Origin of the sequence: Staphylococcus sp. GDB20D11A (genome assembly GCF_016893255.1) — a bacterium.
In the GTDB taxonomy this organism is placed as follows: domain Bacteria; phylum Bacillota; class Bacilli; order Staphylococcales; family Staphylococcaceae; genus Staphylococcus; species Staphylococcus aureus.
Map to the genome: position 1 here is coordinate 1 of NZ_JAFEPJ010000018.1, position 26,867 is coordinate 26,867.

Consider the following 26,867-nt stretch of genomic DNA (forward strand, 5'->3'; position numbering starts at 1 on the left):
CTAGACTGGGTGCAGTTCAAAGCGTGATCAAATCAATTCAAATCCAGATTTAACACCTGAGCAAAAAGCAAAAGCGCTCAAAGAAATTGACGAAGCTGAAAAACGAGCACTACAAAACGTTGAGAATGCTCAAACTATAGATCAATTAAATCGAGGATTAAACTTAGGTTTAGATGACATTAGAAATACGCATGTATGGGAGGTTGACGATCAACCTGCTGTAAATGAAATTTCTGAAGCAACACCTGAACAATTGCTTGTTAATGGTGAACTAATCGTACATCGTGATGACATCATTACAGAGCAAGATGTTTTAGCACACATTAACTTAATAGATCAGCTTACAGCAGAAGTTATCGATACACCATCAACTGCAACGATTTCTGATAGCTTAACAGCAAAAGTTGAAGTTACATTGCTTGATGGATCAAAAGTGATTGTTAATGTTCCTGTAAAAGTTGTAGAAAAAGAATTGTCAGTAGTCAAACAACAGGCAATTGAATCAATTGAAAATGCGGCACAACAAAAGATTAATGAAATCAATAATAGTGTGACATTAACACTAGAACAAAAAGAAGCAGCAATTGCCGAAGTTAATAAGCTTAAACAACAAGCAATTGATCATATTAACAATGCACCTGATGTTCATTCAGTTGAAGAAATTCAACAACAAGAACAAGCGCATATTGAACAATTTAATCCAGAACAATTTACGATTGAACAAGCAAAATCAAATGCAATTAAATCGATTGAAGATGCAATTCAACATATGATTGATGAAATCAAAGCTCGTACTGATCTAACAGATAAAGAGAAGCAAGAAGCAATTGCTAAGTTAAATCAATTAAAAGAACAAGCAATTCAAGCGATTCAACGTGCGCAAAGCATCGATGAAATAACTGGGCAATTGGAACAATTTAAAGCTCAAATGAAAGCAGCTAATCCAATAGCAAAAGAACTAGCTAAACGCAAGCAAGAAGCTATTAGTAGAATTAAAGACTTTTCAAATGAAAAAATGAATAGTATTCGAAATAGTGAAATTGGCTCATCTGATGAAAAACAAGCAGCAATGAATCGAATTAACGAAATTGTGCTTGAAACAATTAGAGATATTAATAATGCGCATACATTACAGCAAGTTGAGGCTGCATTGAACAATGGTATTGCTCGAATTTCAGCAGTACAAATTGTAACATCTGATCGTGCTAAACAATCATCAAGTACTGGAAATGAATCTAATAGCCATTTAACAATTGGTTATGGAACTGCAAATCATCCATTTAACAGTTCGACTATTGGACATAAAAAGAAACTTGATGAAGATGATGACATTGATCCACTTCATATGCGTCACTTTAGTAATAATTTCGGTAATGTTATTAAAAACGCTATTGGTGTGGTGGGTATCTCTGGCTTACTAGCTAGTTTCTGGTTCTTCATTGCCAAACGTCGTCGTAAAGAAGATGAAGAGGAAGAATTAGAAATAAGAGATAATAATAAAGATTCAATAAAAGAGACTTTAGACGATACAAAACATTTACCACTTTTATTTGCGAAACGTCGAAGAAAAGAAGATGAAGAAGATGTTACTGTTGAAGAAAAAGATTCGCTAAATAATGGCGAGTCACTCGATAAAGTTAAACATACGCCGTTCTTCTTACCAAAACGCCGTCGTAAAGAAGATGAAGAAGATGTGGAAGTTACAAATGAAAACACAGATGAAAAAGTGTTGAAAGATAACGAACATTCACCACTCTTAATCGCAAAACGACGCAAAGATAAAGAGGAAAATGTTGAAACAACAACTAGTATTGAATCTAAAGATGAGGACGTTCCTTTATTATTGGCTAAAAAGAAAAATCAAAAAGATAACCAATCCAAAGGGGAAAAGTCGGCATCAAAAAAACCTTCTAAAAAGGTAGCAGCTAAAAAGAAGAAAAAGAAATCTAAAAAAAATAAAAAATAATTTGTTTCTTCGATAAAAAGAGGAGCACCGATTGAAAATATATCAGTCGGTGCTCCTTTTATTTGTTCTTTTTAATTAATTTGTACAATGCTTGCTGTGCGTGTTGATTCGCTTCTTTGTTTTGTTCTCTCGGAATCCATTTAACAAATAATAAATCAAAATCTTGTTCAAATATTTCCAATTGATCAAAATAAGGTTTGAATTTGGCATTTTTTACATAACCAGCGTTAACACTATCCGCAATTAACTTAGAGTCAGTGTACAACAACGCATTACTAACATTTAATTCACGTGCATGTTCTAGTGCATAAATACATGCTGCCCATTCTGCTGTGTGATTATCCATTTCACCTAACTCATGTGTATATGTATAATGCTGCTCATCTTCTTTGATTACAATGGCACAAGTACTTATGCCTGGATTTCCTTTCGTCGCGGCATCAAAATTTATTTTCGCCATAATAAACCTACTTTCTATTCAATACTTAGTTAAAGTTACTATTACTGTAATACAAAATACGTTGGGTAATCCATAAAAAAACACGCATCACTTAAATAAGTAACACGTGTTTAAAATACTCGCTGAGTCAAAAATGATTTTCTAATACGTAGTACTGTAATATACTTCCTAAAAAAATCATCTTGATAAAATTTTCTCAAATATCAGCCTTAATACTTATTCTATTATGTAGTAAGTGCTTTAATAGCCTTGATCTAACTTATCAATCTTACCTTTACGATAAAATGATTTAGCAATATATCCAAATGGTACATTGAAAACTGTTGAAGCTAATTTTAGTACGTACGTTGTAATAAATATTTCAAATACAACTGTACCAGGTAAACTTCCGATGAATGCGATAGCTACAAATAAAGCTGTATCAATTATTGAGCTTAAAAATGTACTACCATATGCACGGATGAAAAATGTTTTATCAGAACTAAATACTTTTTTAATTAGTGAAAAGATAAATACATCAATATGTTGACCAATAATATATGCGACGATTGAGCCTAAAGCAATGCGTGGCACAACATCAAAGATTGCGTGTAATGCTTTTTGTGCCATATCTTCTGGTGCAGGAATAAAATGTAATGACAATTGCATAACAATAATCATAATTAATGTTGATGAGAAGCCTAACCAAACTGCTCTTTTTGCAACTCTACGCCCATAAATATCGTTTAATATATCTGTTGCTAAATAAATAGAAGCAAACATGACATTACCTAAAGTTGCTGAAATACCAAAGATTTCTACAGTTTTAATCACTTGTATGTTGGCAATGATTGTGCCAATTGCAACCCATGCAATTAAACCTTGTTTACCAAAAAAGCGATACATAAGTACCATAAGCACGAACGTTGCAATAAACGTAACTAGTCCTAAAATTTCATTATACATATTAAAATGTCCTCCTAAATTTTGATCATGCGGGTGTTTAGAAACCGCTCAATAAATAACTTACTCATTTTACTGAAAAATCGTTTGCGATGCAATAGTATTTGAATATAAATACATTTTACGTATAGAATTGTAAAAGGTTTCATTCAAATCTTAGGGTCAAAAATGTTATAATATTTTTATGTCAAATTTAAAACAGTAACACTTATTTACAAGGTTGCAATATTTTGAAGTAATAAAGGAAGTGTCGCGTATTTTAACTTTTTCAGAGCAAAATGCACTCGCGAAAATAGATAATTTAATGAATACTTATTGCAATCAATGTCCAATCAAAACTCGTCTGCGTAAATTAGAGGGGAAAACGAAGGCGCATCATTTTTGTATCAATGAGTGTTCAATAGGGAAAGAAATAAAACAATTAGGAAATGAACTTCAATAGGAGGAAGTCAAATGCAAATTATATCAATATCAGAAACACCGAACCACAACACAATGAAGATTACACTTAGTGAAAGCAGAGAAGGTATGACATCAGATACGTATACTAAAGTTGATGATTCACAGCCAGCATTTATTAATGACATCTTAAAGGTTGAAGGTGTTAAATCAATTTTCCATGTTATGGACTTTATTTCAGTTGATAAAGAAAATGACGCAAATTGGGAAACAGTATTGCCAAAAGTAGAGGCTGTATTCGAATAAATTTTTCATCAACTAGTATTCGGGGGGGATAAAGTATATGGAAATTTTACGTATAGAGCCAACGCCAAGTCCAAATACAATGAAAGTTGTTTTGTCATTTACAAGAGAAGACAAGTTATCTAATACTTATAAAAAAGTAGAAGAAACACAACCAAGATTTATAAATCAGTTGTTATCTATAGACGGTATCACTTCTATTTTTCATGTCATGAACTTCTTAGCTGTTGATAAGGCACCAAAAGCTGATTGGGAAGTCATATTACCTGATATTAAAGCTGTTTTTTCTGATGGGAATAAGGTTTTAGAATCTGTAAATGAACCTCAAATTGACAATCATTTTGGTGAAATTAAAGCTGAACTATTAACTTTTAAGGGGATACCGTATCAAATTAAGCTAACTTCTACTGACCAAGAATTAAGAGAACAATTACCACAAACATATGTTGATTATATGACTCAAGCGCAAACAGAACATGACAATATTGTTTTTATGCGTAAATGGCTAGATTTAGGAAATCGCTATGGAAATATTGAAGAAGTAATGGATGGTGTCCTAGAAGAAGTGCTAGCTACCTATCCAGAATCACAGTTACCTGTATTGGTAAAGCATGCTTTAGAAGAAAATCACGCAACTAATAATTATCATTTCTATCGACATGTCTCTTTGGATGAATATCATGCGACTGATAATTGGAAGACTCGATTACGAATGTTAAACCATTTTCCAAAGCCGACTTTTGAAGATATACCGCTGCTTGATTTAGCTTTATCTGATGAAAAAGTACCGGTTAGACGTCAAGCGATTGTATTATTAGGTATGATTGAAAGTAAAGAAATTTTACCGTATTTATATAAGGGGCTTCGTGATAAAAGTCCTGCTGTAAGAAGAACAGCAGGGGATTGCATAAGCGATTTAGGGTATCCAGAGGCACTACCAGAAATGGTGCTACTATTAGATGATCCACAGAAAATCGTTAGGTGGCGTGCTGCTATGTTTATCTTTGATGAAGGTAATGCAGAGCAGCTTCCTGCACTTAAAGCGCATATTAATGACAGTGCGTTTGAAGTTAAATTACAAATTGAAATGGCCATATCTCGTATTGAAAACGGAGATGAAGCACTTGGTTCAGTATGGAAACAAATGGCAAACAGAACAATTTAATTGGAGGAATTAAATATGAATGCATATGATGCTTATATGAAAGAAATTGCGCAACAAATGCGTGGCGAATTAACTCAAAATGGTTTTACAAGTTTAGAAACGAGCGAAGCAGTATTAGAGTATATGAACCAAGTAAATGCTGATGACACAACTTTTGTAGTTATTAACTCTACATGCGGCTGTGCAGCTGGATTAGCAAGACCAGCTGCAGTAGCAGTAGCAACACAAAATGAACATAGACCTACAAATACAGTTACAGTTTTTGCTGGGCAAGATAAAGAAGCAACTGCTACAATGCGAGAATTCATTCAGCAAGCACCATCTAGTCCTTCGTATGCTTTATTCAAAGGTCAAGATTTAGTTTATTTTATGCCTAGAGAATTTATCGAAGGCAGAGATATTAATGACATTGCAATGGACTTAAAGGATGCCTTTGACGAAAATTGTAAATAGTACACATAAATAAATATAAAGGTTAACACATTTTATAATATTAAAAATGGTGTCTGTCATTGAAAATAGAGAATATAGTTGTATTCCATTTGTTATATAAAGTCCGTTCTTACCAACTATATTTTTTAGAAATTCAACTGTTTTAATAGGACATCAAACATAATATTCAAATCATGTGTTAACCTCTTTTTTAAAATTTTTTAGCATTAAAGTTATAGATTTGGGTAAACAATTAGCAATTGGAAACATATATCACGTTACAATGTGGTAGGTACTTAATCAGCATTTTATAAATAAAGTAACGGAATCCATGATATTAATATCACATTCCTAAAATGAGTGATAACAAAATGCTACATAAAGTTAAATTATGTCGAACTAAATATACATACTATAAATAATGAAAATGAGGTGTTATCGCATATGTTGAATTCATTTGATGCAGCATATCACAGTCTTTGTGAAGAAGTTTTAGAAATAGGAAATACACGAAATGATCGCACAAATACAGGTACGATTTCGAAATTTGGTCATCAACTTCGCTTTGACTTATCTAAAGGATTTCCACTATTAACGACAAAGAAAGTTTCTTTTAAATTAGTAGCAACCGAATTATTATGGTTCATTAAAGGAGATACAAACATCCAATACTTATTAAAATATAATAATAATATTTGGAACGAATGGGCTTTTGAAAATTATATCAAATCAGACGAGTATAAAGGTCCAGATATGACAGATTTCGGGCATCGTGCATTGAGTGATCCTGAATTTAACGAACAATATAACGAACAAATGAAACAATTTAAGCAACGTATTCTTGAAGATGATACATTTGCGAAGCAATTCGGTGATTTAGGAAATGTTTATGGTAAACAATGGCGAGATTGGGTTGATAAAGATGGTAATCATTTTGATCAACTTAAAACAGTAATTGAGCAAATTAAGCATAATCCAGATTCAAGACGACACATCGTATCTGCATGGAATCCAACAGAAATTGACACAATGGCACTTCCGCCTTGTCATACCATGTTCCAGTTTTATGTCCAAGATGGTAAGTTAAGTTGCCAGTTATACCAACGTAGCGCAGATATCTTTTTAGGTGTGCCATTTAATATCGCAAGCTACGCTTTATTGACACACCTTATTGCCAAAGAATGTGGACTTGAAGTAGGAGAATTTGTGCATACTTTTGGAGATGCACATATTTATTCAAATCATATTGATGCGATTCAAACACAATTAGCACGTGAAAGCTTCAATCCTCCAACATTAAAAATTAACAGTGATAAGTCTATTTTCGACATAAATTATGAAGATTTGGAAATTGTTGGCTATGAATCACATCCAGCAATAAAAGCTCCAATAGCAGTGTAGTCGTTGCATAGTTAGCTAACCATATAGACATCAAAATGACATCATAGTATTTTCAAGTGCAAAAAAGTACTTTTTTGTGTTAAACGTTTTCATAAATTATGCAAAATCATTATTTCTATCACACTTTATGATAAAAATTGTGTTAAATTAAAGATAACTTAGTAATAAAAAATGAAATGATAGAAGAAGGAGGATAATCATGACTTTATCCATTCTAGTTGCACATGACTTGCAACGAGTAATTGGTTTTGAAAATCAATTACCTTGGCACCTACCAAATGATTTGAAGCATGTTAAAAAATTATCAACAGGTCATACTTTAGTAATGGGTCGTAAGACATTTGAATCGATTGGTAAACCACTACCGAATCGTCGAAATGTTGTACTTACTTCAGATACAAGTTTCAACGTAGAGGGCGTTGATGTAATTCATTCTATTGAAGATATTTACCAACTACCGGGCCATGTTTTCATATTTGGAGGGCAAACATTATTTGAAGAAATGATTGATAAAGTGGACGACATGTATATTACTGTTATTGAAGGTAAATTCCGTGGTGATACGTTCTTTCCACCTTATACATTTGAAGACTGGGAAGTTGCCTCTTCAGTTGAAGGTAAACTAGATGAAAAAAATACAATTCCACATACCTTTCTACATTTAATTCGTAAAAAATAAGGGGGAAAATGACCATGACAAAACAGATTATTGTGACAGACTCAACATCCGATTTATCTAAAGAATATTTAGAAGCAAACAACATACATGTAATTCCTTTAAGTTTAACTATTGAAGGAGCTTCATACGTTGACCAAGTAGATATTACATCAGAAGAATTTATTAATCATATTGAAAATGATGAAGATGTAAAGACAAGTCAACCAGCCATAGGCGAATTTATATCTGCTTATGAAGAACTAGGAAAAGATGGCGCTGAAATCATAAGTATTCATCTTTCTTCAGGATTAAGTGGTACATTTAACACTGCTTACCAAGCAAGTCAAATGGTAGATGCTAATGTAACTGTTATTGATTCAAAATCTATTTCTTTTGGTTTAGGGTATCAAATACAACACCTAGTAGAGCTTGTAAAAGAAGGTGTCTCAACTTCTGAAATAGTTAAAAAGTTAAATCATTTAAGAGAAAACATTAAATTATTTGTAGTTATAGGGCAATTGAATCAATTAATTAAAGGTGGCAGAATTAGTAAAACAAAAGGTTTGATTGGTAATCTTATGAAAATCAAACCAATTGGTACACTAGATGATGGTCGCTTAGAGCTTGTGCACAATGCGAGAACTCAAAATTCTAGTATCCAATACTTGAAAAAGGAAATTGCTGAATTTATAGGAGATCATGAAATCAAATCCGTTGGTGTCGCACATGCTAACGTTATTGAATATGTTGATAAATTGAAGAAAGTTTTTAATGAAGCTTTTCATGTGAATAATTACGATATAAATGTAACTACACCAGTTATTTCTGCACATACTGGTCAAGGTGCGATTGGCCTCGTAGTCCTTAAGAAGTAAATTTAATCTTTTCAGTGTTAATTACTTCCATTTCAATCCTTTATAGACTAAATTTATAATTAGATAGATAGAGGAGGTAATTCATATGACAAAAGAATATGCAACATTAGCAGGAGGATGTTTCTGGTGCATGGTTAAACCATTTACATCATATCCAGGCATCAAGTCAGTCGTATCTGGTTATAGTGGCGGTCATGTTGACAACCCAACTTATGAACAGGTATGTACGAATCAAACCGGCCATGTCGAAGCAGTACAAATTACGTTTGATCCAGAGGTTACTTCCTTTGAAAATATATTAGACATATATTTCAAAACATTTGACCCAACTGATGATCAAGGGCAATTTTTCGATAGAGGCGAAAGCTATCAACCAGTCATTTTCTATCATGATGAGCATCAGAAAAAGGCTGCTGAGTTTAAAAAGCAACAATTAAATGAACAAGGTATTTTCAAGAAACCAGTGATTACACCTATTAAACCATATAAAAATTTCTATCCAGCTGAAGACTACCATCAAGATTATTATAAAAAGAACCCGGTACATTATTACCAATATCAACGTGGTTCAGGTAGAAAAGCGTTTATAGAATCACATTGGGGGAATCAAAATGCTTAAAAAAGATAAAAGTGAACTAACAGACATAGAATATATTGTTACACAAGAAAATGGCACTGAACCACCATTTATGAATGAATATTGGAATCATTTTGCTAAAGGAATTTATGTAGATAAGATTTCTGGTAAACCTTTATTTACATCTGAAGAAAAGTTTCATTCTGAATGTGGATGGCCTAGCTTTTCCAAAGCGCTTGATGACGATGAAATTATAGAATTAGTCGACAAATCTTTTGGTATGTTGAGAACTGAAGTGCGTTCAGAAGAATCAAATAGTCATTTAGGACATGTCTTTAATGATGGACCTAAAGAAAGTGGCGGCTTAAGATACTGTATCAATTCCGCTGCAATTCAATTTATTCCATATGAAAAATTAGAAGAATTGGGTTATGGCGATTTAATATCACATTTTGATAAGTAGGAGTGGAAAGTATGTTTAAAAAATTATTCGGAAAAGGCAAAGAAGTTCAGAAAGATATCGCAATTTATGCACCATTAACTGGAGAATACGTGAAAATTGAAGATATTCCAGATCCTGTATTCGCACAAAAAATGATGGGCGAAGGTTTTGGTATTAATCCAACTGAAGGAGAGGTTGTGTCTCCAATTGCAGGACGTGTTGATAATGTCTTTCCAACTAAGCATGCGATTGGTTTAAAAGCAGATAACGGATTAGAATTATTAGTTCATATCGGTTTAGACACAGTTCAATTAGACGGTGAAGGATTTGAAGTGTTAGTTTCTAGTGGTGACGAAGTTAACGTCGGAGATCCATTAGTAAGATTCAACCTTGAATATATTAATAATAACGCTAAATCTGTTATTTCACCAATTATTATTACTAACACAGATCAAGCGGCATCAATTAATATTTATGATGAAAATGCTGTGATTAAAGGTGAAACAAAAGTGATTGATGTGACAATGAACTAATGAAAAACTATTCGTTTTATCAATTTGTCATGACAGTTCGTGGACGACACGACGATAAAGGTCGTCTAGCAGAAGAGATATTTGACGATCTTGCTTTCCCAAAACACGATGATGATTTTAACATACTGTCTGATTATATTGAGACACATGGTGATTTCACATTGCCAATGTCTGTATTTGATGATTTATATGAAGAATATACGGAATGGCTAAAATTTTAATATAATAATAGTTAGAACCAGGGTGATGCAAGTTGTTATCCTGGTTTTAATTTAAAATAAACTAAGTTGTGACTAAAAATTAATCAATTATAGTGAAATATGGTGCGCTATCTTGCATAAATTGATATGATTAACTACACAGAATTTAAAAGTACATAATACATAATAAGGAAGTGATACAATGGATGATAAGCAACACACATCTTCATCCAATGATGAACGCGCCGAAATTGCAACAAGCAATCAAGACCAACAAACTAATTCATCGAAACGCGTTCACTTAAAACGTTGGCAATTCATATCAATTTTAATTGGTACAATCCTAATAACAGCTGTCATCACAGTTGTTGCATATATTTTTATAAATCAAAAAATAAGTGGTTTAAACAAAACTGATCAAGCAAACTTAAATAAAATTGAAAATGTGTATAAAATCTTAAATAGTGATTATTATAAAAAACAGAACTCTGACAAGTTGAGTAAAGCTGCAATTGATGGCATGGTCAAAGAATTAAAAGATCCTTATTCTGAATATTTAACAAAAGAACAAACTAAATCCTTTAATGAAGGTGTTTCAGGTGATTTTGTAGGTATTGGTGCAGAAATGCAAAAGAAAAATGATCAAATTATGGTTACTAGCCCTATGAAGGGTTCTCCAGCAGAACGTGCTGGCATCCGTCCTAAAGATGTCATTACTAAAGTAAATGGAAAATCAATTAAAGGTAAAGCATTAGATGAAGTTGTCAAAGATGTTCGTGGTAAAGAAAACACTGAAGTAACTTTAACTGTTCAACGAGGCAGTGAAGAAAAAGACGTTAAGATTAAACGTGAAAAAATTCATGTTAAAAGTGTTGAGTATAAGAAAAAAGGTAATGTTGGAGTTATTACTATTAATAAATTCCAGAATGATACATCAGGTGAATTGAAAGATGCAGTTCTTAAAGCTCACAAAGATGGTTTGAAAAAGATTGTTTTAGATTTAAGAAATAATCCAGGTGGACTACTAGATGAAGCTGTTAAAATGGCAAATATTTTTATCGATAAAGGAAAAACTGTTGTTAAACTAGAAAAAGGTAAAGATACTGAAGCAATTCAAACTTCTAATGATGCGTTAAAAGAAGCGAAAGACATGGATATATCCATCTTAGTGAATGAAGGTTCAGCTAGCGCTTCTGAAGTGTTTACTGGTGCGCTAAAGGACTATCATAAAGCTAAAGTTTATGGGTCAAAAACATTCGGCAAAGGTGTCGTACAAACTACAAGAGAGTTTAAGGATGGTTCATTGTTAAAATATACTGAAATGAAATGGTTAACGCCAGATGGTCATTATATTCACGGTAAAGGCATTAAACCAGACGTAACTATTGACACACCTAAATATCAATCTTTAAATGTCATTCCTAATACGAAAACATTTAAAGTTGGAGACGATGATAAAAATATTAAAACTATTAAAATTGGTTTATCAGATTTAGGTTATAAAGTTGATAATGAAACAACGCAATTTGATCAAGCTTTAGAAAATCAAATTAAAGCTTTCCAACAAGCGAATAAACTCGAGGTAACTGGTGAATTTAATAAAGAAACGAATAATAAATTTACTGAGTTATTAGTTGAAAAAGCTAATAAACATGATGATGTTCTCGATAAATTGATTAATATTTTAAAATAAGCGATACACACTGCTAAAATTGTATTATTATTATGTTAATGACACGCTTCCTAAATTTGCAAAGATAGCAATTTAGGAGGCGTGTTTATTTTTATTGACGTCTAACTCTAAAAGATATAAATTAGACATTTACAAATGATGTAAATAAAGCAATTTCTATCATCGCTGTTAACAATTCATGCTTTAATATACTATGAGCATATACTTTTTAAATAGTATTATTCACTAGTTTTAACAATCAATTAATTGGTATATGATACTTTTATTGGTTATTTTTATCCCATAGTGTGATAATTACTATTTTTCATTCATAATAAAGGTTTAAAGCATGTTAATAGTGTGTAAGATTAACATGTACTGAAAAACATGTTTAACATAACGATATAAGGAGTGACGTACATGATCCGTCTAGGTAAAATGTCAGATTTAGATCAAATCTTAAATCTAGTAGAAGAAGCAAAAGAATTAATGAAAGAACACGACAACGAGCAATGGGACGATCAGTACCCTCTTTTAGAACATTTTGAAGAAGATATTGCTAAAGATTATTTGTACGTATTAGAGGAAAATGACAAAATTTATGGCTTTATTGTTGTCGACCAAGACCAAGCAGAATGGTATGATGACATTGACTGGCCAGTAAATAGAGAAGGTGCCTTTGTTATTCATCGATTAACTGGTTCGAAAGAATATAAAGGAGCTGCTACAGAATTATTCAATTATGTTATTGATGTAGTTAAAGCACGTGGTGCAGAAGTTATTTTAACGGACACCTTTGCGTTAAACAAACCTGCACAAGGTTTATTTGCCAAATTTGGATTTCATAAGGTCGGTGAACAATTAATGGAATATCCGCCATATGATAAAGGTGAACCATTTTATGCATATTATAAAAATTTAAAAGAATAGAGGTAATATTAATGACGAAAATCGCATTTACCGGAGGGGGAACAGTTGGACACGTATCAGTAAATTTAAGTTTAATTCCAACTGCATTATCACAAGGTTATGAAGCGCTTTATATTGGTTCTAAAAATGGTATTGAAAGAGAAATGATTGAATCACAACTACCAGAAATTAAGTATTATCCTATTTCGAGTGGTAAATTAAGAAGATATATTTCTTTAGAAAATGCCAAAGATGTATTTAAAGTATTGAAAGGTATTCTTGATGCTCGTAAAGTTTTGAAAAAAGAAAAACCTGATCTATTATTTTCAAAAGGTGGATTTGTATCTGTGCCTGTTGTTATTGCAGCCAAATCATTAAATATACCAACTATTATTCATGAATCTGACTTAACACCAGGATTAGCGAATAAGATAGCACTTAAATTTGCCAAGAAAATATATACAACATTTGAAGAAACGCTAAACTACCTACCTAAAGAGAAAGCTGATTTTATTGGAGCAACAATTCGAGAAGATTTAAAAAATGGTAATGCACATAATGGTTATCAATTAACAGGCTTTAATGAAAATAAAAAAGTTTTACTCGTTATGGGTGGAAGCTTAGGAAGTAAAAAATTAAATAGCATTATTCGCGAAAACTTAGATGCATTATTACAACAATATCAAGTGATACATTTAACTGGTAAAGGATTAAAAGATGCTCAAGTTAAAAAATCAGGATATATACAATATGAATTTGTTAAAGAAGATTTAACAGATTTATTAGCAATTACGGACACAGTAATAAGTAGAGCAGGGTCAAATGCGATATATGAGTTCTTAACATTACGTATACCAATGTTATTAGTACCATTAGGTTTAGATCAATCCCGAGGCGACCAAATTGACAATGCAAATCATTTTGCTGATAAAGGTTATGCTAAAACGATTGATGAAGAACAATTAACAGCACAAATTTTATTACAAGAGCTAAATAAAATGGAACAGGAAAGAACTCGAATTATCAATAATATGAAATCGTATGAACAAAGTTATACGAAAGAAGCTTTATTTGATAAGATGATTAAAGACGCATTGAATTAATGGGGGGTAATGCTTTATGAGTCAATGGAAACGTATCTCTTTGCTCATCGTTTTTACATTGGTTTTTGGAATTATCGCGTTTTTCCACGAATCAAGACTAGGGAAATGGATTGATAATGAAGTTTATGAATTTATATATTCATCAGAGAGCTTTATTACGACATCTATCATGCTTGGGGCTACTAAAGTAGGTGAAGTCTGGGCAATGTTATGTATTTCATTACTTCTTGTGGCATATCTCATGTTAAAGCGCCACAAAATTGAAGCATTATTTTTTGCATTAACAATGGCATTATCTGGAATTTTGAATCCAGCATTAAAAAATATATTCGATAGAGAAAGACCTACATTGCTGCGTTTAATTGATATAACAGGATTTAGTTTTCCTAGCGGTCATGCTATGGGATCAACTGCATATTTTGGAAGTGGTATCTATCTATTAAATCGATTAAATCAAGGTAATTCAAAAGGTATTCTTATAGGGTTATGTGCAGCTATGATTTTATTGATTTCCATATCACGTGTATATCTAGGTGTACATTATCCAACAGATATTATTGCCGGCATTATTGGTGGCGTATTTTGCATTATTTTATCAACGTTATTACTTAGAAATAAATTAATCAATTAAATAGTAAAAAAACAAAAGCAGTAAACCTAAAGTGTCGTAAGGGTTTACTGCTTTTATAAAACGTTGTTATAACGTATATTGTCTTTTACGGGCATATAAAAGGGGAATATTTGAAAATGACCAATCCAACAAGAACGAAACGTTGTGGGGGGGATGTTCTATGTGGTATTGATAATCATTTTCAACTACTATTATACATTAGTGAGAATCATTGTCAATTAGAAACTAAAACTTTTTTTGAATATTTTTTAAGAATAGTAAATAAAACGCATGATTACGCTATTTTAGAAAATAAAAAAATTTGTATTTCTCAGTAGAATTAGAATATTTAAAACTGATGAAGCTTAAAAATTATATTGTTTACATACTCCTTTTGAATTCATACATTAAGAAATGTTACTTGCAAGTTCAAACAGGCTGGGAAATAAATCAATGTTCTATGATCTACGAAGTTATATTGGCAGTAGTTGACTGAAAGAAAATGCGATTGTAACAAGCTTTTTTCAATTCTAGTCAGGGGCCCCAACACAGAGAATTTCGAAAAGAAATTCTACAGGCAATGCGAGTTGGGGCGGGGCCCCAACACTGAAGCTGACGAAAATCAGCTTACAATAATGTGCAAGTTGGCGGGGCCCCAACAAAGAGAAATTGGATTCCCAATTTCTACAGACAATGCAAGTTGGGGTGGGACGACGATAAAGAAATACTTTTTCTATAGAAATTAGTATTTCTTATGCATGAGTTTTACTCATGTATTCCTATTTTTAAGTACACATTAGCTGTGGCTAATGTGTAAGAACCACTACATAATAAATCATTAGTGGCTCTTTATCATTTCTGTCCCACTCCCAAATGTTTAAACTACGGTCATTTTGTGAAAATAAAGATAATAACTATTCATTTTACATTAGTGAAAAGTCAGTATACGACAACAATTGATATTGCGGTAAGACCTTGTGTTACAGTATTCTATATTTAAGTACTGCAATCAGAAATAACAGAATTCCATTAACTGATTATTAAATATTTGAGTTAATAAATAATTAATGATTGTAGCTTGAAAATTTTAAAACATGGTTATTGATTTGTGATAAAATTTAAACGTAAACAAACTAATTTAAAAAGCAACTATTGTATAGAAAAATACAAAATTTAAAATATATTACCTTATTAGAAAAAGTCGTAATATGAGGTGTACAAATGACGCAAATTTTAATAGTAGAAGATGAACAAAACTTAGCAAGATTTCTTGAATTGGAACTCACACATGAAAATTACAATGTGGACACAGAGTATGATGGACAAGACGGTTTAGATAAAGCGCTTAGCCATTACTATGATTTAATCATATTAGATTTAATGTTGCCGTCAATTAATGGCTTAGAAATTTGTCGCAAAATTAGACAACAACAATCTACACCTATCATTATAATTACAGCGAAAAGTGATACGTATGACAAAGTTGCTGGGCTTGATTACGGTGCAGACGATTATATAGTTAAACCATTTGATATTGAAGAACTTTTAGCAAGAATTCGTGCGATTTTACGTCGTCAGCCACAAAAAGATATCATCGATGTCAACGGTATTACAATTGATAAGAATGCTTTTAAAGTGACGGTAAATGGCGCAGAAATTGAATTAACAAAAACAGAGTATGATTTACTATATCTTCTAGCTGAAAATAAAAATCATGTTATGCAACGGGAACAAATTTTAAATCATGTATGGGGTTATAATAGTGAAGTAGAAACAAATGTCGTAGATGTTTATATAAGATATTTACGAAACAAGTTAAAACCATACGATCGTGATAAAATGATTGAAACAGTTCGTGGCGTTGGGTATGTGATACGATGACAAAACGTAAATTGCGCAATAACTGGATTATTGTTACCACGATGATTACGTTTGTCACGATATTTTTGTTTTGTTTAATTATTATCTTTTTCTTGAAAGATACACTGCATAATAGTGAGCTTGATGATGCAGAACGAAGCTCAAGCGATATTAATAATTTATTTCATTCTAAGCCTGTTAAAGATATATCTGCATTAGACTTGAATGCATCTTTAGGTAATTTTCAAGAGATTATTATTTATGATGAGCATAATAATAAATTATTTGAGACATCGAATGATAACACAGTGAGAGTTGAACCAGGTTATGAACACCGGTATTTTGACCGCGTAATAAAAAAACGTTATAAAGGCATTGATTATTTAATTATTAAAGAACCAATCACAACGCAAGATTTCAAAGGGTATAGCTTGTTAATTCATTCACTAGAAAATTATGATAACATCGTAAAATCATTGTATATCATTGCGCTCGCATTTGGAGTGATTGCAACAATTATAACTGCCACAATCAGTTATGTATTTTCAACTCAAATAACTAAACCGCTTGTCAGTTTATCAAATAAAATGATTGAGATTCGACGAGATGGTTTTCAAAATAAATTGCAATTAAATACAAATTATGAAGAAATAGATAATTTAGCAAATACGTTTAATGAGATGATGAGCCAAATTGAAGAATCATTTAATCAACAAAGACAATTTGTTGAAGATGCGTCACATGAATTACGAACACCATTACAAATTATTCAAGGTCATTTAAATTTGATTCAGCGATGGGGAAAAAAAGACCCGGCAGTATTAGAAGAATCGTTAAATATTTCTATTGAAGAAATGAATCGTATCATAAAATTAGTCGAAGAATTACTTGAATTGACTAAAGGAGATGTAAATGACATTTCTTCTGAAGCGCAGACCGTGCATATTAATGATGAAATTCGCTCGCGAATACACTCATTAAAACAATTGCATCCTGATTATCAATTTGATACGGATCTGACATCTAAAAATCTAGAAATCAAAATGAAACCTCATCAATTCGAACAATTATTTTTAATCTTTATTGATAATGCAATTAAATATGATGTGAAGAATAAGAAAATTAAAGTTAAGACAAGGTTAAAAAATAAGCAAAAAATAATTGAAATTACAGATCATGGAATTGGTATTCCAGAGGAAGATCAAGATTTCATTTTTGATCGCTTTTATCGAGTGGATAAATCTCGTTCAAGAAGTCAAGGCGGTAATGGACTCGGATTATCTATTGCGCAAAAAATCATTCAATTAAACGGTGGATCGATTAAAATTAAAAGTGAAATTAACAAAGGAACAACGTTTAAAATCATATTTTAATCATGTCTGAGACGTCAATTAAAGTCATAGGATCAATTTTTAAGTACACATTAGCTGTGACTAATGTATAAGAACGACTATAAAACAAATAAACAATGGTTCTTTATCATTTCTGTTGTACTCCCAAAATTTACAATAAAATACATCTATAAACCTAGAAGAATCAACGCTTTTGTTGATTCTTCTTTTTAGCAGATAAATAGGTGAATCTACTTTAACAAATAACTAAATAGTGATATTATTACATTGTAAGCGTTTCAACATTTTTGTGGAGGGTGTAAAATGACTAACGAAAGAAAAGAAGTTTCAGAGGCTCCTGTAAACTTCGGTGCGAATTTAGGTCTAATGTTAGATCTATATGATGACTTTTTACAAGATCCATCATCTGTACCAGAAGATTTACAAGTCTTATTCAGCACAATTAAGAATGATGACTCAATTGTACCAGCTTTAAAAAGTACAAGTAGTCAAAATAGCGACGGCACAATTAAGCGTGTCATGCGTTTAATTGATAATATTCGCCAATACGGGCATCTTAAAGCCGATATTTATCCTGTAAATCCTCCGAAAAGGAAACATGTACCTAAATTAGAGATTGAAGACTTTGATTTAGATCAACAGACTTTGGAAGGTATATCAGCAGGAATTGTTTCAGATCACTTTGCCGACATTTATGATAATGCTTATGAAGCAATTTTAAGAATGGAAAAACGTTACAAAGGACCGATTGCATTTGAGTATACGCATATTAATAACAATACCGAACGTGGTTGGTTAAAAAGAAGAATTGAAACGCCATATAAAGTAACGTTAAATAATAACGAAAAAAGGGCACTATTTAAACAATTAGCGTATGTTGAAGGGTTTGAAAAATATCTTCATAAAAACTTCGTTGGTGCAAAGCGTTTTTCAATTGAAGGGGTAGACGCACTTGTACCGATGTTACAACGTACTATTACGATTGCTGCGAAAGAAGGTATTAAAAATATACAAATAGGCATGGCTCACCGTGGACGTTTAAACGTTTTAACGCATGTCTTAGAAAAACCGTACGAAATGATGATTTCAGAATTTATGCATACAGATCCAATGAAATTCTTACCTGAAGATGGTAGTTTGCAGTTAACTGCTGGATGGACTGGTGATGTGAAATATCACCTTGGTGGCATTAAAACTACTGATTCATACGGTACAATGCAGCGTATTGCACTGGCTAACAATCCAAGTCACTTGGAAATTGTTGCACCTGTAGTTGAAGGGCGTACAAGAGCAGCACAAGATGATACACATCGTGCTGGGGCTCCGACGACTGATCATCATAAAGCAATGCCAATTATTATACACGGCGATGCTGCTTATCCTGGTCAAGGAATTAACTTCGAAACAATGAACTTAGGAAACTTGAAAGGCTATTCTACGGGTGGCTCATTGCATATTATTACTAACAATAGAATTGGATTTACTACAGAACCAATTGATGCACGTTCAACAACTTATTCTACAGATGTGGCCAAAGGTTATGATGTGCCAATATTCCATGTCAATGCTGATGACGTTGAAGCTACTATTGAAGCAATTGATATTGCAATGGAATTTAGAAAAGAGTTTCATAAAGACGTCGTTATTGATTTAGTAGGTTATCGTCGTTTCGGACATAACGAAATGGATGAACCATCAATTACTAATCCAGTTCCTTATCAGAATATTCGCAAACATGACTCTGTTGAATATGTGTTTGGTAAAAAGCTTGTTAATGAAGGTGTCATTTCAGAAGATGAAATGCATTCATTTATAGAACAAGTCCAAAAGGAACTAAGACAAGCTCATGATAAAATTAATAAAGCTGATAAAATGGATAATCCAGATATGGAAAAGCCTGCAGATCTTGCATTACCGTTACAAGCAGACGAACAATCATTTACGTTTGATCACTTGAAAGAAATAAATGATGCATTGTTAACATATCCGGATGGCTTTAACATTTTGAAAAAGTTAAACAAAGTTCTTGAGAAGCGCCATGAGCCGTTTAATAAAGAAGATGGTTTAGTTGATTGGGCACAAGCAGAACAACTTGCATTTGCGACAATTTTACAAGATGGTACACCGATTCGTTTAACTGGTCAAGATAGTGAACGTGGTACATTCAGTCATAGACATGCCGTGTTACATGATGAGCAAACAGGTGAAACATATACACCTTTACATCATGTTCCTGGTCAAAAAGCGACATTTGATATACACAATTCTCCGCTTTCAGAAGCAGCAGTAGTTGGTTTTGAATACGGCTATAATGTGGAAAACAAAAAAAGCTTCAATATTTGGGAAGCACAATATGGTGATTTTGCAAATATGTCACAAATGATTTTTGACAACTTCTTATTCAGTTCTCGCTCAAAATGGGGAGAACGTTCAGGATTAACATTATTCTTACCTCATGCATATGAGGGTCAAGGGCCTGAACATTCATCAGCAAGATTAGAGAGATTTTTACAATTAGCTGCTGAAAATAATTTCACAGTTGTCAACTTATCTAGTTCAAGTAATTATTTCCACTTATTGCGTGCACAAGCGGCTAGTTTAGATTCTGAACAAATGCGACCATTAGTTGTTATGTCACCAAAAAGCTTACTGAGAAATAAAACAGTTGCAAAACCAATTGATGAATTTACTTCTGGTGGATTTGAGCCAATTTTGACAGAATCATATCAAGCGGATAAGGTTACAAAGGTTATTTTGGCAACTGGTAAAATGTTCATTGATTTAAAAGAAGCATTAGCTAAAAATCCAGACGAATCAGTATTACTCGTTGCGATTGAAAGATTGTATCCATTCCCAGAGGAAGAGATTGAAGCATTACTAGCACAATTGCCAAACCTTGAAGAAGTGTCATGGGTACAAGAAGAACCTAAAAATCAAGGTGCCTGGTTATATGTTTATCCATATGTTAAAGTGCTAGTTGCAGATAAATATGATTTAAGTTATCATGGCAGAATTCAAAGGGCTGCTCCAGCTGAAGGCGATGGAGAAATTCATAAACTTGTTCAAAATAAAATTATAGAAAATGCATTAAAAAATAACTAGGGGGAAATAAGTCATGCCAGAGGTTAAAGTTCCAGAATTAGCAGAATCTATTACAGAAGGTACCATTGCAGAATGGTTGAAAAACGTAGGGGATAGCGTAGAAAAAGGTGAAGCTATTCTTGAATTAGAAACTGATAAAGTTAATGTCGAAGTTGTATCTGAAGAAGCAGGTGTATTATCTGAACAACTTGCCAGTGAAGGCGACACTGTAGAAGTTGGACAAGCAATTGCTGTCATCGGCGAAGGTAGTGGCAATGCTTCTAAAGAAAATAGTAACGACAATACTCCACAACAAAATGAAGAAACAAATAATAAAAAAGAAGAAACAACAAATAAATCGGCAGATAATGCTGAAGTCAATCAAACAAATGATGACAATCAGCAGCGTGTTAATGCTACACCTTCTGCGCGTCGATATGCTCGTGAAAATGGTGTGAATCTTGCTGAAGTAAGTCCGAAAACAAATGATGTTGTTCGTAAAGAAGATATTGATAAGAAACAACAGGCACCGGCATCAACACAAACAACACAACAAGCACCTGCAAAAGAAGAGAAAAAATACAATCAATATCCTACAAAACCAGTGATTCGTGAAAAAATGTCACGCAGAAAGAAAACAGCTGCTAAAAAATTATTAGAGGTATCTAATAATACAGCTATGTTAACAACTTTTAACGAAGTTGACATGACAAATGTTATGGAATTGCGTAAACGTAAGAAAGAACAATTTATGAAAGATCATGATGGTACTAAATTAGGATTTATGTCATTCTTTACTAAAGCTTCTGTAGCAGCTTTGAAAAAGTATCCAGAAGTTAATGCAGAAATCGACGGCGACGACATGATTACGAAACAATATTATGATATTGGTGTAGCTGTTTCTACAGATGATGGATTATTAGTACCATTCGTAAGAGATTGTGATAAAAAGAATTTTGCAGAAATCGAAGCAGAAATTGCTAATTTAGCAGTTAAAGCACGAGAGAAAAAACTTGGCTTAGATGATATGGTTAATGGTTCATTTACGATTACAAATGGCGGTATTTTTGGATCAATGATGAGTACGCCAATTATCAATGGTAATCAAGCTGCAATCTTAGGCATGCATTCAATTATTACAAGACCAATTGCGATTGATCAAGATACAATCGAAAATCGTCCAATGATGTATATTGCATTAAGCTATGATCATAGAATTATTGACGGTAAAGAAGCAGTTGGATTCTTAAAAACAATTAAAGAATTAATTGAAAACCCAGAAGACTTATTATTAGAATCTTAATCCACAACACAAAATAGTTTACTATTCCTAAAAAAGGGATTAAATCAATAACAAACAGCAGTAAGATTATTTTCTAGTCGAAATATCTTACTGCTGTACTTTATTTTTATAATGCTTCGTATTAAAATGTCAGTTTAATTTTGACTACTTAAAAAATATATCATTTCTATTGAAATAGACTCACAATAGAAATATAGGTAGAATAGCGTGTTTCAATATGCTAATGAAATCATTTTAGATAATAACAAGCGATGAAATTTATGAATTTTATAAGCGCCTTTAGTTAATTTAAAATCATCTGAACAAGATGTACATTCACTTTATGGACACGACATATATATGTTTTTATGTACTACAAAAAACGAAATATTCAATTGCTATATACAGATACTCATTAATGACACACTCAATAGCAACCATAACAATATTATGTTATCTATTCAAATGAAATAGTTCTTTTAAAGAAATACATTTTTCACATATTAATCTATAATCAAAATCAACTGACCGATATTCTATAATTTATGATTAAAATAAGTTATAATATAATAGTAAAGATAAAGATAGAGGTGGCTATAATGTGTGGACTTAGAAGTATAACATTAGGTACAACAAATATAGAACAGACAAAACATTTCATGGTTGACATATTAGGATTAAATTGTGAAGAACTTCTTGAAAACTCAATTCGTTTCGGCGATGCAGATATAAGCCCAGGAACAAGACTTCAATTTATACAAGTTCCAAGTGAGCAATTAGAAGAATCTCACTTTGTGGGTATTGGATTACGTACACCAACTGACTCAGGTTTAGAGGAGTATGCGGAAATATTATCGAGTAAGGATATTCCATTTACAACAGTTAAAGAATTAAATGGCAATAAATATTTCAGTCTCGAAGATAACAACGGTCATATTTTCTCAATATATTCAAATGAGAATAATTATGGCGTTGGTTTAGGCATGCCTTCTTTCGAAAGTGCGGTCAATCCGTTACATCAAGTGCAAGGTTTAGGGCCAGTGATTCTTAAAGTGAATCATGTAGATATTACAGGTCAAATTTTAACAAATATATTCGGACTTGAAGTATTTGCAGAATACCAACCCTTCGACAATGCTGATTATCATGTCCAAGTATTCAAAATCGGAACGGGTGGTCTAGGTGGCGAAATACATTTAATGCCTGTAGAAACCGAAATGACAATGCCGGAATATGGCGCAGTCGATCAAGTTGAGTTTGAAACGAAAGATGCAGATTTCTTTAATCAAGCGAAATCGCGCTTAGATGAAGTAGAAATACCATATCAAACACTTGAGCAAGATGATATTGAATCAATTAGAATTACTGAAAACAGTGGATTATCGTTTATATTCACTTTACAAAAATAATTTTTTTACGATAGTGAGGACAAAATTTATGTTACATGAAACTTGGAAAGAACATACACCAATCAAGAAAGTAGAAGTCATTAATACAGATGCAAAGAAATTTACAGTTTCTGACATGTTAACTGTAGGCAAACAATATGATGTTATCAACGAAACTGAAGAATATTATCAAATAATAGATAATTCAGGATTAGTTGGCGGTTACTATAAAACATATTTCAAAGAAGTTTAAACACATAATTATTGAAATGAAGCCTAATATGAGATTTTCAATTAGTAAATTTGGTAAAATATAAACAATTCGCATACTAAGCATTGCGTTTTATATCAGAATAGAATAGTAAACTAAGGCATTTGGAGAACTTATTCCATGTCTTAGTTTTTTAATTTATTTAAAGGAGAACGTTTTAAAATGGCACTAAAACATTATAAGAATTCAGATTCAACAGTTTTCAATGATGCGAAGGCATTATTTGATTTAAATAAAAATATTTTACTTAAAGGTCCAACAGGTTCAGGGAAAACGAAGTTGGCAGAAACATTAAGTGAAGTTGTTGATACACCCATGCATCAAGTCAACTGTTCTGTTGATTTAGATACAGAAAGCTTATTAGGCTTTAAAACAATTAAAACAAATGCGGAAGGACAACAAGAAATTGTCTTTGTAGATGGTCCAGTTATTAAAGCTATGAAAGAGGGGCATATTTTATATATAGATGAAATAAATATGGCTAAACCTGAAACATTGCCTGTATTAAATGGGGTCTTAGATTATCGTCGTCAAATTACGAATCCATACACTGGTGAAGTAATCAAAGCTGTACCAGGATTTAACGTTATTGCAGCGATAAATGAAGGTTATGTTGGTACATTGCCAATGAATGAAGCACTAAAAAATCGCTTTGTTGTTATTCACGTTGACTATATTGACGGGGACATTTTAAAAAATGTAATTAAAGAGCAAAGTTTATTACAAGATGATAAACAAATCGAACAAATTATTAAGTTTAACGAAGATTTACGTACTATGTCTAAGCAGGGACAAATTTCTGAAGAAGCCGCTAGTATCCGTGCATTATTAGACTTGTGTGATTTAATAACTGTAATGCCAGTTGAACGTGCAATTAAACGTACAATTATTGATAAATTGGAAGATGAACGTGAACAACAAGCAATATATAATGCTGTAGAACTAAACTTTTAAAGAGGGATAAAACATGAGTGATCGTTTCATAAAATTTAACGACGAACAGTTGGATGCCAAGCAAGTAATGATGTTGCAAGACTTAGCTCGACTCTTATTAAAAAATGAACAAACACAAGTTAAAATCCAAAAATTCCCTTACTATAATCCTGTTCAAAATATTTTGATTACGAGTTGGTTTTGGTCACATCGACCAAGCCATATCGAAATGGCTGGTTTAAAAACAGATGTTATGTTAGCTGCTTACGGTTATCATATGATGGATGTACAAATTGTAAATGAAGTAGTACAAGATAAAACTTTTAAACACCCTAAATTTTATCAACAACTTTTTAAATTATTAGAAGATATGCGCGTATTAAATTCTATTAAAATTGAGCGCCCAAGTACTGCTAAATTAATTGATCTTCGCTTAGATACACGGATATCATATACGGAATCTCAAATTAAAGTGTATCGTACTAAAACACAATATACAGATTTATTATTTTTGTATTTAGAACATGCATTTTTAAGTCAAGATTTCTTTGATATACCATCTATACATTCAGATTTAGATGATATTTTAGTTAATATGTTCTTATATTTACCTAATTTTTTCCAAAATCAAAATTCTGAAGATAATATGTATCTGGCTCAAAGAATTATGTATCAAGTAGATGATATTTTAAAAGAAGATATGCTAAACGAATATTATTACTTACCTAAAACACTATATAATACATTAGCTAGTTCAGAGTTTGAAGATTTAAAGAGAACTGATGCAAGTCAAGTTGATGGGGAAGATGATACTTCAGAAGATGATGATAACGAAAGTGAAAAAGCTGATTCTAAATCTGCAGATAGTGAGTCAAAAGGTGGCGCTTATTTAGAAATGGAGCTTCACGAAGGACAAAATAGTGAAACATTGGGTAATGATGAAGCACGTGAAGGCGATTCTACAGACGATATGACTGATATGATGACCAAAAAGGGCAAAGGATCAAACGATACGCTAAATCGTGAAGAAGGCGATGCTGTTGGTCAAAGCCAGGCATTTCAACTTGATGGTGTGAACAAAAATGTAGAAATAAAATGGCAAATTCCTGAAATTGAGCCACAATATGTTTTAGAATATCAAGAATCGAAACAAGACGTACAATATGAAATCAAAGACTTAATTCAAATTATAAAGAAAACGATTGAACGAGAACAACGAGATGCACGTTTTAATTTAACAAAAGGGCGATTACAAAAGGATTTAATTAATTGGTTTATCGACGATCAATATAAATTGTTTTACAAAAAACAAGATTTAAGTAAATCATTTGATGCGACGTTTACATTGTTAATTGATGCGTCAGCAAGTATGCATGATAAAATGGCTGAAACGAAGAAAGGTGTAGTGTTATTCCACGAGACGTTAAAAGCATTGAACATTAAACATGAAATTTTATCATTCAGTGAGGATGCCTTTGATTCAGACGAGCATGCACAACCAAATATCATTAATGAGATTATTAACTATGATTACTCAACCTTTGAAAAAGATGGCCCACGTATTATGGCGCTTGAACCTCAAGATGATAATCGTGATGGTGTTGCTATTAGAGTTGCAAGTGAACGATTACTGCGTCGAAATCAACATCAACGATTTTTAATCGTATTTTCTGACGGTGAACCGTCTGCATTTAATTATAGTCAAGATGGTATTATTGACACGTATGAAGCTGTAGAAATGTCACGTAAATTTGGCATTGAAGTATTTAATGTATTTTTGAGTCAAGATCCAATAACTGAAGATGTTGAACAAACAATTCATAATATTTATGGTCAATATGCTATTTTCGTTGAAGGTGTTGCGCATTTACCTGGACATCTCTCTCCATTATTAAAAAAATTACTACTTAAATCTTTATAAATAAGTTTAAAATATGAGTTTATATGAAATTGTGAATAAAAGTCATCAGTTACTATTTAAAAAGTAAATTTGAAGAATTTTATTTTCTGTCATAATTTGATTTAAACAACACATGTGTTTTGTTTCTGCTAT

The 26,867-nt window shown here is 32.1% G+C and carries 26 protein-coding genes and 2 pseudogenes; 26 read left to right on the forward strand and 2 right to left on the reverse strand.

Annotated elements, in window-relative coordinates:
* Positions 1 to 13: 13 nt before the first annotated feature.
* Positions 14 to 1,966: pseudogene (locus tag JV528_RS10575) on the forward strand (DUF1542 domain-containing protein); the annotation flags it as partial.
* Positions 1,967 to 2,024: 58 nt separating this feature from the next.
* Here JV528_RS10575 and JV528_RS10580 read toward each other — a convergent pair.
* Together JV528_RS10580 and JV528_RS10585 are read right to left on the reverse strand one after the other, a co-directional pair.
* A complete protein-coding gene (locus JV528_RS10580) occupies positions 2,025 to 2,426 on the reverse strand; it encodes a ribonuclease HI family protein (RefSeq protein ID WP_001062939.1) in 402 nt (133 codons plus the stop codon).
* Positions 2,427 to 2,666: 240 nt separating this feature from the next.
* A complete protein-coding gene (locus tag JV528_RS10585) occupies positions 2,667 to 3,371 on the reverse strand; it encodes a queuosine precursor transporter (protein WP_000282171.1) in 705 nt (234 codons plus the stop codon).
* Positions 3,372 to 3,615: 244 nt separating this feature from the next.
* On the opposite strand from JV528_RS10585, the gene JV528_RS14800 reads away from it, so the two are divergent.
* The 25 genes and pseudogenes from JV528_RS14800 (at position 3,616) to JV528_RS10705 (ending at position 26,735) form a co-directional block, all read left to right on the forward strand.
* Entirely contained in the window at positions 3,616 to 3,810 is a 195-nt protein-coding gene (locus tag JV528_RS14800; RefSeq protein WP_001824522.1) for a zinc-finger domain-containing protein, read from the forward strand.
* 11 nt (positions 3,811 to 3,821) lie between these two features.
* Positions 3,822 to 4,073 (forward strand): NifU N-terminal domain-containing protein, encoded by a 252-nt coding sequence (locus JV528_RS10595; RefSeq protein ID WP_001165814.1) that lies wholly within the window; start codon positions 3,822 to 3,824, stop codon positions 4,071 to 4,073.
* Positions 4,074 to 4,110: 37 nt separating this feature from the next.
* Positions 4,111 to 5,235, forward strand: a complete 1,125-nt coding sequence (locus JV528_RS10600) for a virulence factor (RefSeq protein ID WP_000404622.1) — start codon at positions 4,111 to 4,113, stop codon at positions 5,233 to 5,235.
* A gap of 15 nt (positions 5,236 to 5,250) precedes the next feature.
* Positions 5,251 to 5,688, forward strand: coding sequence for a bacilliredoxin BrxA (gene brxA, locus JV528_RS10605; protein ID WP_000995280.1), 438 nt, complete (start codon positions 5,251 to 5,253; stop codon positions 5,686 to 5,688).
* 423 nt (positions 5,689 to 6,111) lie between these two features.
* Positions 6,112 to 7,068: a thymidylate synthase gene (locus JV528_RS10610; RefSeq protein WP_000934891.1), complete on the forward strand. Its 957-nt coding sequence runs from the start codon at positions 6,112 to 6,114 to the stop codon at positions 7,066 to 7,068.
* Between the two features lie 199 nt (positions 7,069 to 7,267).
* Entirely contained in the window at positions 7,268 to 7,747 is a 480-nt protein-coding gene (locus JV528_RS10615; RefSeq protein ID WP_000175746.1) for a dihydrofolate reductase, read from the forward strand.
* 14 nt (positions 7,748 to 7,761) lie between these two features.
* The gene (gene fakB2 / locus JV528_RS10620) at positions 7,762 to 8,601 is read left to right on the forward strand and encodes a fatty acid kinase binding subunit FakB2 (protein WP_000166049.1); all 840 of its coding nucleotides are present in this window, start codon (positions 7,762 to 7,764) and stop codon (positions 8,599 to 8,601) included.
* Between the two features lie 85 nt (positions 8,602 to 8,686).
* Complete coding sequence (gene msrA, locus JV528_RS10625; RefSeq protein ID WP_000159902.1) at positions 8,687 to 9,220, forward strand: peptide-methionine (S)-S-oxide reductase MsrA; 534 nt, start codon at positions 8,687 to 8,689, stop codon at positions 9,218 to 9,220.
* Complete coding sequence (gene msrB, locus JV528_RS10630) at positions 9,213 to 9,641, forward strand: peptide-methionine (R)-S-oxide reductase MsrB (RefSeq protein ID WP_000913315.1); 429 nt, start codon at positions 9,213 to 9,215, stop codon at positions 9,639 to 9,641. Before msrA ends, msrB begins: the two co-directional genes overlap by 8 nt.
* Before the next feature lie 11 nt (positions 9,642 to 9,652).
* The gene (locus tag JV528_RS10635) at positions 9,653 to 10,153 is read left to right on the forward strand and encodes a PTS sugar transporter subunit IIA (RefSeq protein WP_000473654.1); all 501 of its coding nucleotides are present in this window, start codon (positions 9,653 to 9,655) and stop codon (positions 10,151 to 10,153) included.
* Positions 10,153 to 10,374, forward strand: coding sequence for a YozE family protein (locus JV528_RS10640; protein WP_000801007.1), 222 nt, complete (start codon positions 10,153 to 10,155; stop codon positions 10,372 to 10,374). Before JV528_RS10635 ends, JV528_RS10640 begins: the two co-directional genes overlap by 1 nt.
* A 181-nt stretch (positions 10,375 to 10,555) precedes the next feature.
* Positions 10,556 to 12,046: a S41 family peptidase gene (locus tag JV528_RS10645; protein WP_000342149.1), complete on the forward strand. Its 1,491-nt coding sequence runs from the start codon at positions 10,556 to 10,558 to the stop codon at positions 12,044 to 12,046.
* Positions 12,047 to 12,445: 399 nt separating this feature from the next.
* Positions 12,446 to 12,955 (forward strand): GNAT family N-acetyltransferase, encoded by a 510-nt coding sequence (locus JV528_RS10650; RefSeq protein WP_000620194.1) that lies wholly within the window; start codon positions 12,446 to 12,448, stop codon positions 12,953 to 12,955.
* An 11-nt stretch (positions 12,956 to 12,966) separates the two neighbouring features.
* Positions 12,967 to 14,037, forward strand: coding sequence for an undecaprenyldiphospho-muramoylpentapeptide beta-N-acetylglucosaminyltransferase (locus tag JV528_RS10655; protein ID WP_000160907.1), 1,071 nt, complete (start codon positions 12,967 to 12,969; stop codon positions 14,035 to 14,037).
* A gap of 16 nt (positions 14,038 to 14,053) precedes the next feature.
* Positions 14,054 to 14,668 (forward strand): phosphatase PAP2 family protein, encoded by a 615-nt coding sequence (locus tag JV528_RS10660; protein WP_000084773.1) that lies wholly within the window; start codon positions 14,054 to 14,056, stop codon positions 14,666 to 14,668.
* Between the two features lie 116 nt (positions 14,669 to 14,784).
* A complete protein-coding gene (locus tag JV528_RS10665; RefSeq protein WP_000184337.1) occupies positions 14,785 to 14,985 on the forward strand; it encodes a hypothetical protein in 201 nt (66 codons plus the stop codon).
* A gap of 532 nt (positions 14,986 to 15,517) precedes the next feature.
* A pseudogene (locus tag JV528_RS14680) lies at positions 15,518 to 15,607 on the forward strand (hypothetical protein); the annotation flags it as partial.
* Positions 15,608 to 15,868: 261 nt separating this feature from the next.
* Positions 15,869 to 16,528, forward strand: coding sequence for a response regulator transcription factor ArlR (gene arlR / locus JV528_RS10670; RefSeq protein WP_000192137.1), 660 nt, complete (start codon positions 15,869 to 15,871; stop codon positions 16,526 to 16,528).
* Positions 16,525 to 17,880 (forward strand): sensor histidine kinase ArlS, encoded by a 1,356-nt coding sequence (gene arlS / locus JV528_RS10675; protein ID WP_000166793.1) that lies wholly within the window; start codon positions 16,525 to 16,527, stop codon positions 17,878 to 17,880. Before arlR ends, arlS begins: the two co-directional genes overlap by 4 nt.
* Positions 17,881 to 18,162: 282 nt before the next feature.
* On the forward strand, positions 18,163 to 20,961 hold the full coding sequence (locus JV528_RS10680; RefSeq protein ID WP_204177677.1) for a 2-oxoglutarate dehydrogenase E1 component: 2,799 nt from the start codon (positions 18,163 to 18,165) through the stop codon (positions 20,959 to 20,961).
* A 13-nt stretch (positions 20,962 to 20,974) separates the two neighbouring features.
* Complete coding sequence (sucB, locus tag JV528_RS10685) at positions 20,975 to 22,243, forward strand: dihydrolipoyllysine-residue succinyltransferase (protein WP_001115454.1); 1,269 nt, start codon at positions 20,975 to 20,977, stop codon at positions 22,241 to 22,243.
* A 578-nt stretch (positions 22,244 to 22,821) separates the two neighbouring features.
* Positions 22,822 to 23,631 carry a VOC family protein gene (locus JV528_RS10690; RefSeq protein ID WP_000334507.1) on the forward strand — a complete coding sequence of 270 codons (810 nt, stop codon included), beginning with the start codon at positions 22,822 to 22,824 and terminating at the stop codon, positions 23,629 to 23,631.
* Positions 23,632 to 23,659: 28 nt separating this feature from the next.
* The gene (locus tag JV528_RS10695; RefSeq protein ID WP_124779953.1) at positions 23,660 to 23,863 is read left to right on the forward strand and encodes a DUF6501 family protein; all 204 of its coding nucleotides are present in this window, start codon (positions 23,660 to 23,662) and stop codon (positions 23,861 to 23,863) included.
* A gap of 180 nt (positions 23,864 to 24,043) precedes the next feature.
* On the forward strand, positions 24,044 to 24,835 hold the full coding sequence (locus JV528_RS10700; RefSeq protein ID WP_001185421.1) for an ATP-binding protein: 792 nt from the start codon (positions 24,044 to 24,046) through the stop codon (positions 24,833 to 24,835).
* 13 nt (positions 24,836 to 24,848) lie between these two features.
* Positions 24,849 to 26,735 carry a nitric oxide reductase activation protein NorD gene (locus JV528_RS10705; RefSeq protein ID WP_001283654.1) on the forward strand — a complete coding sequence of 629 codons (1,887 nt, stop codon included), beginning with the start codon at positions 24,849 to 24,851 and terminating at the stop codon, positions 26,733 to 26,735.
* The last annotated feature ends 132 nt before the right edge of the window (positions 26,736 to 26,867 follow it).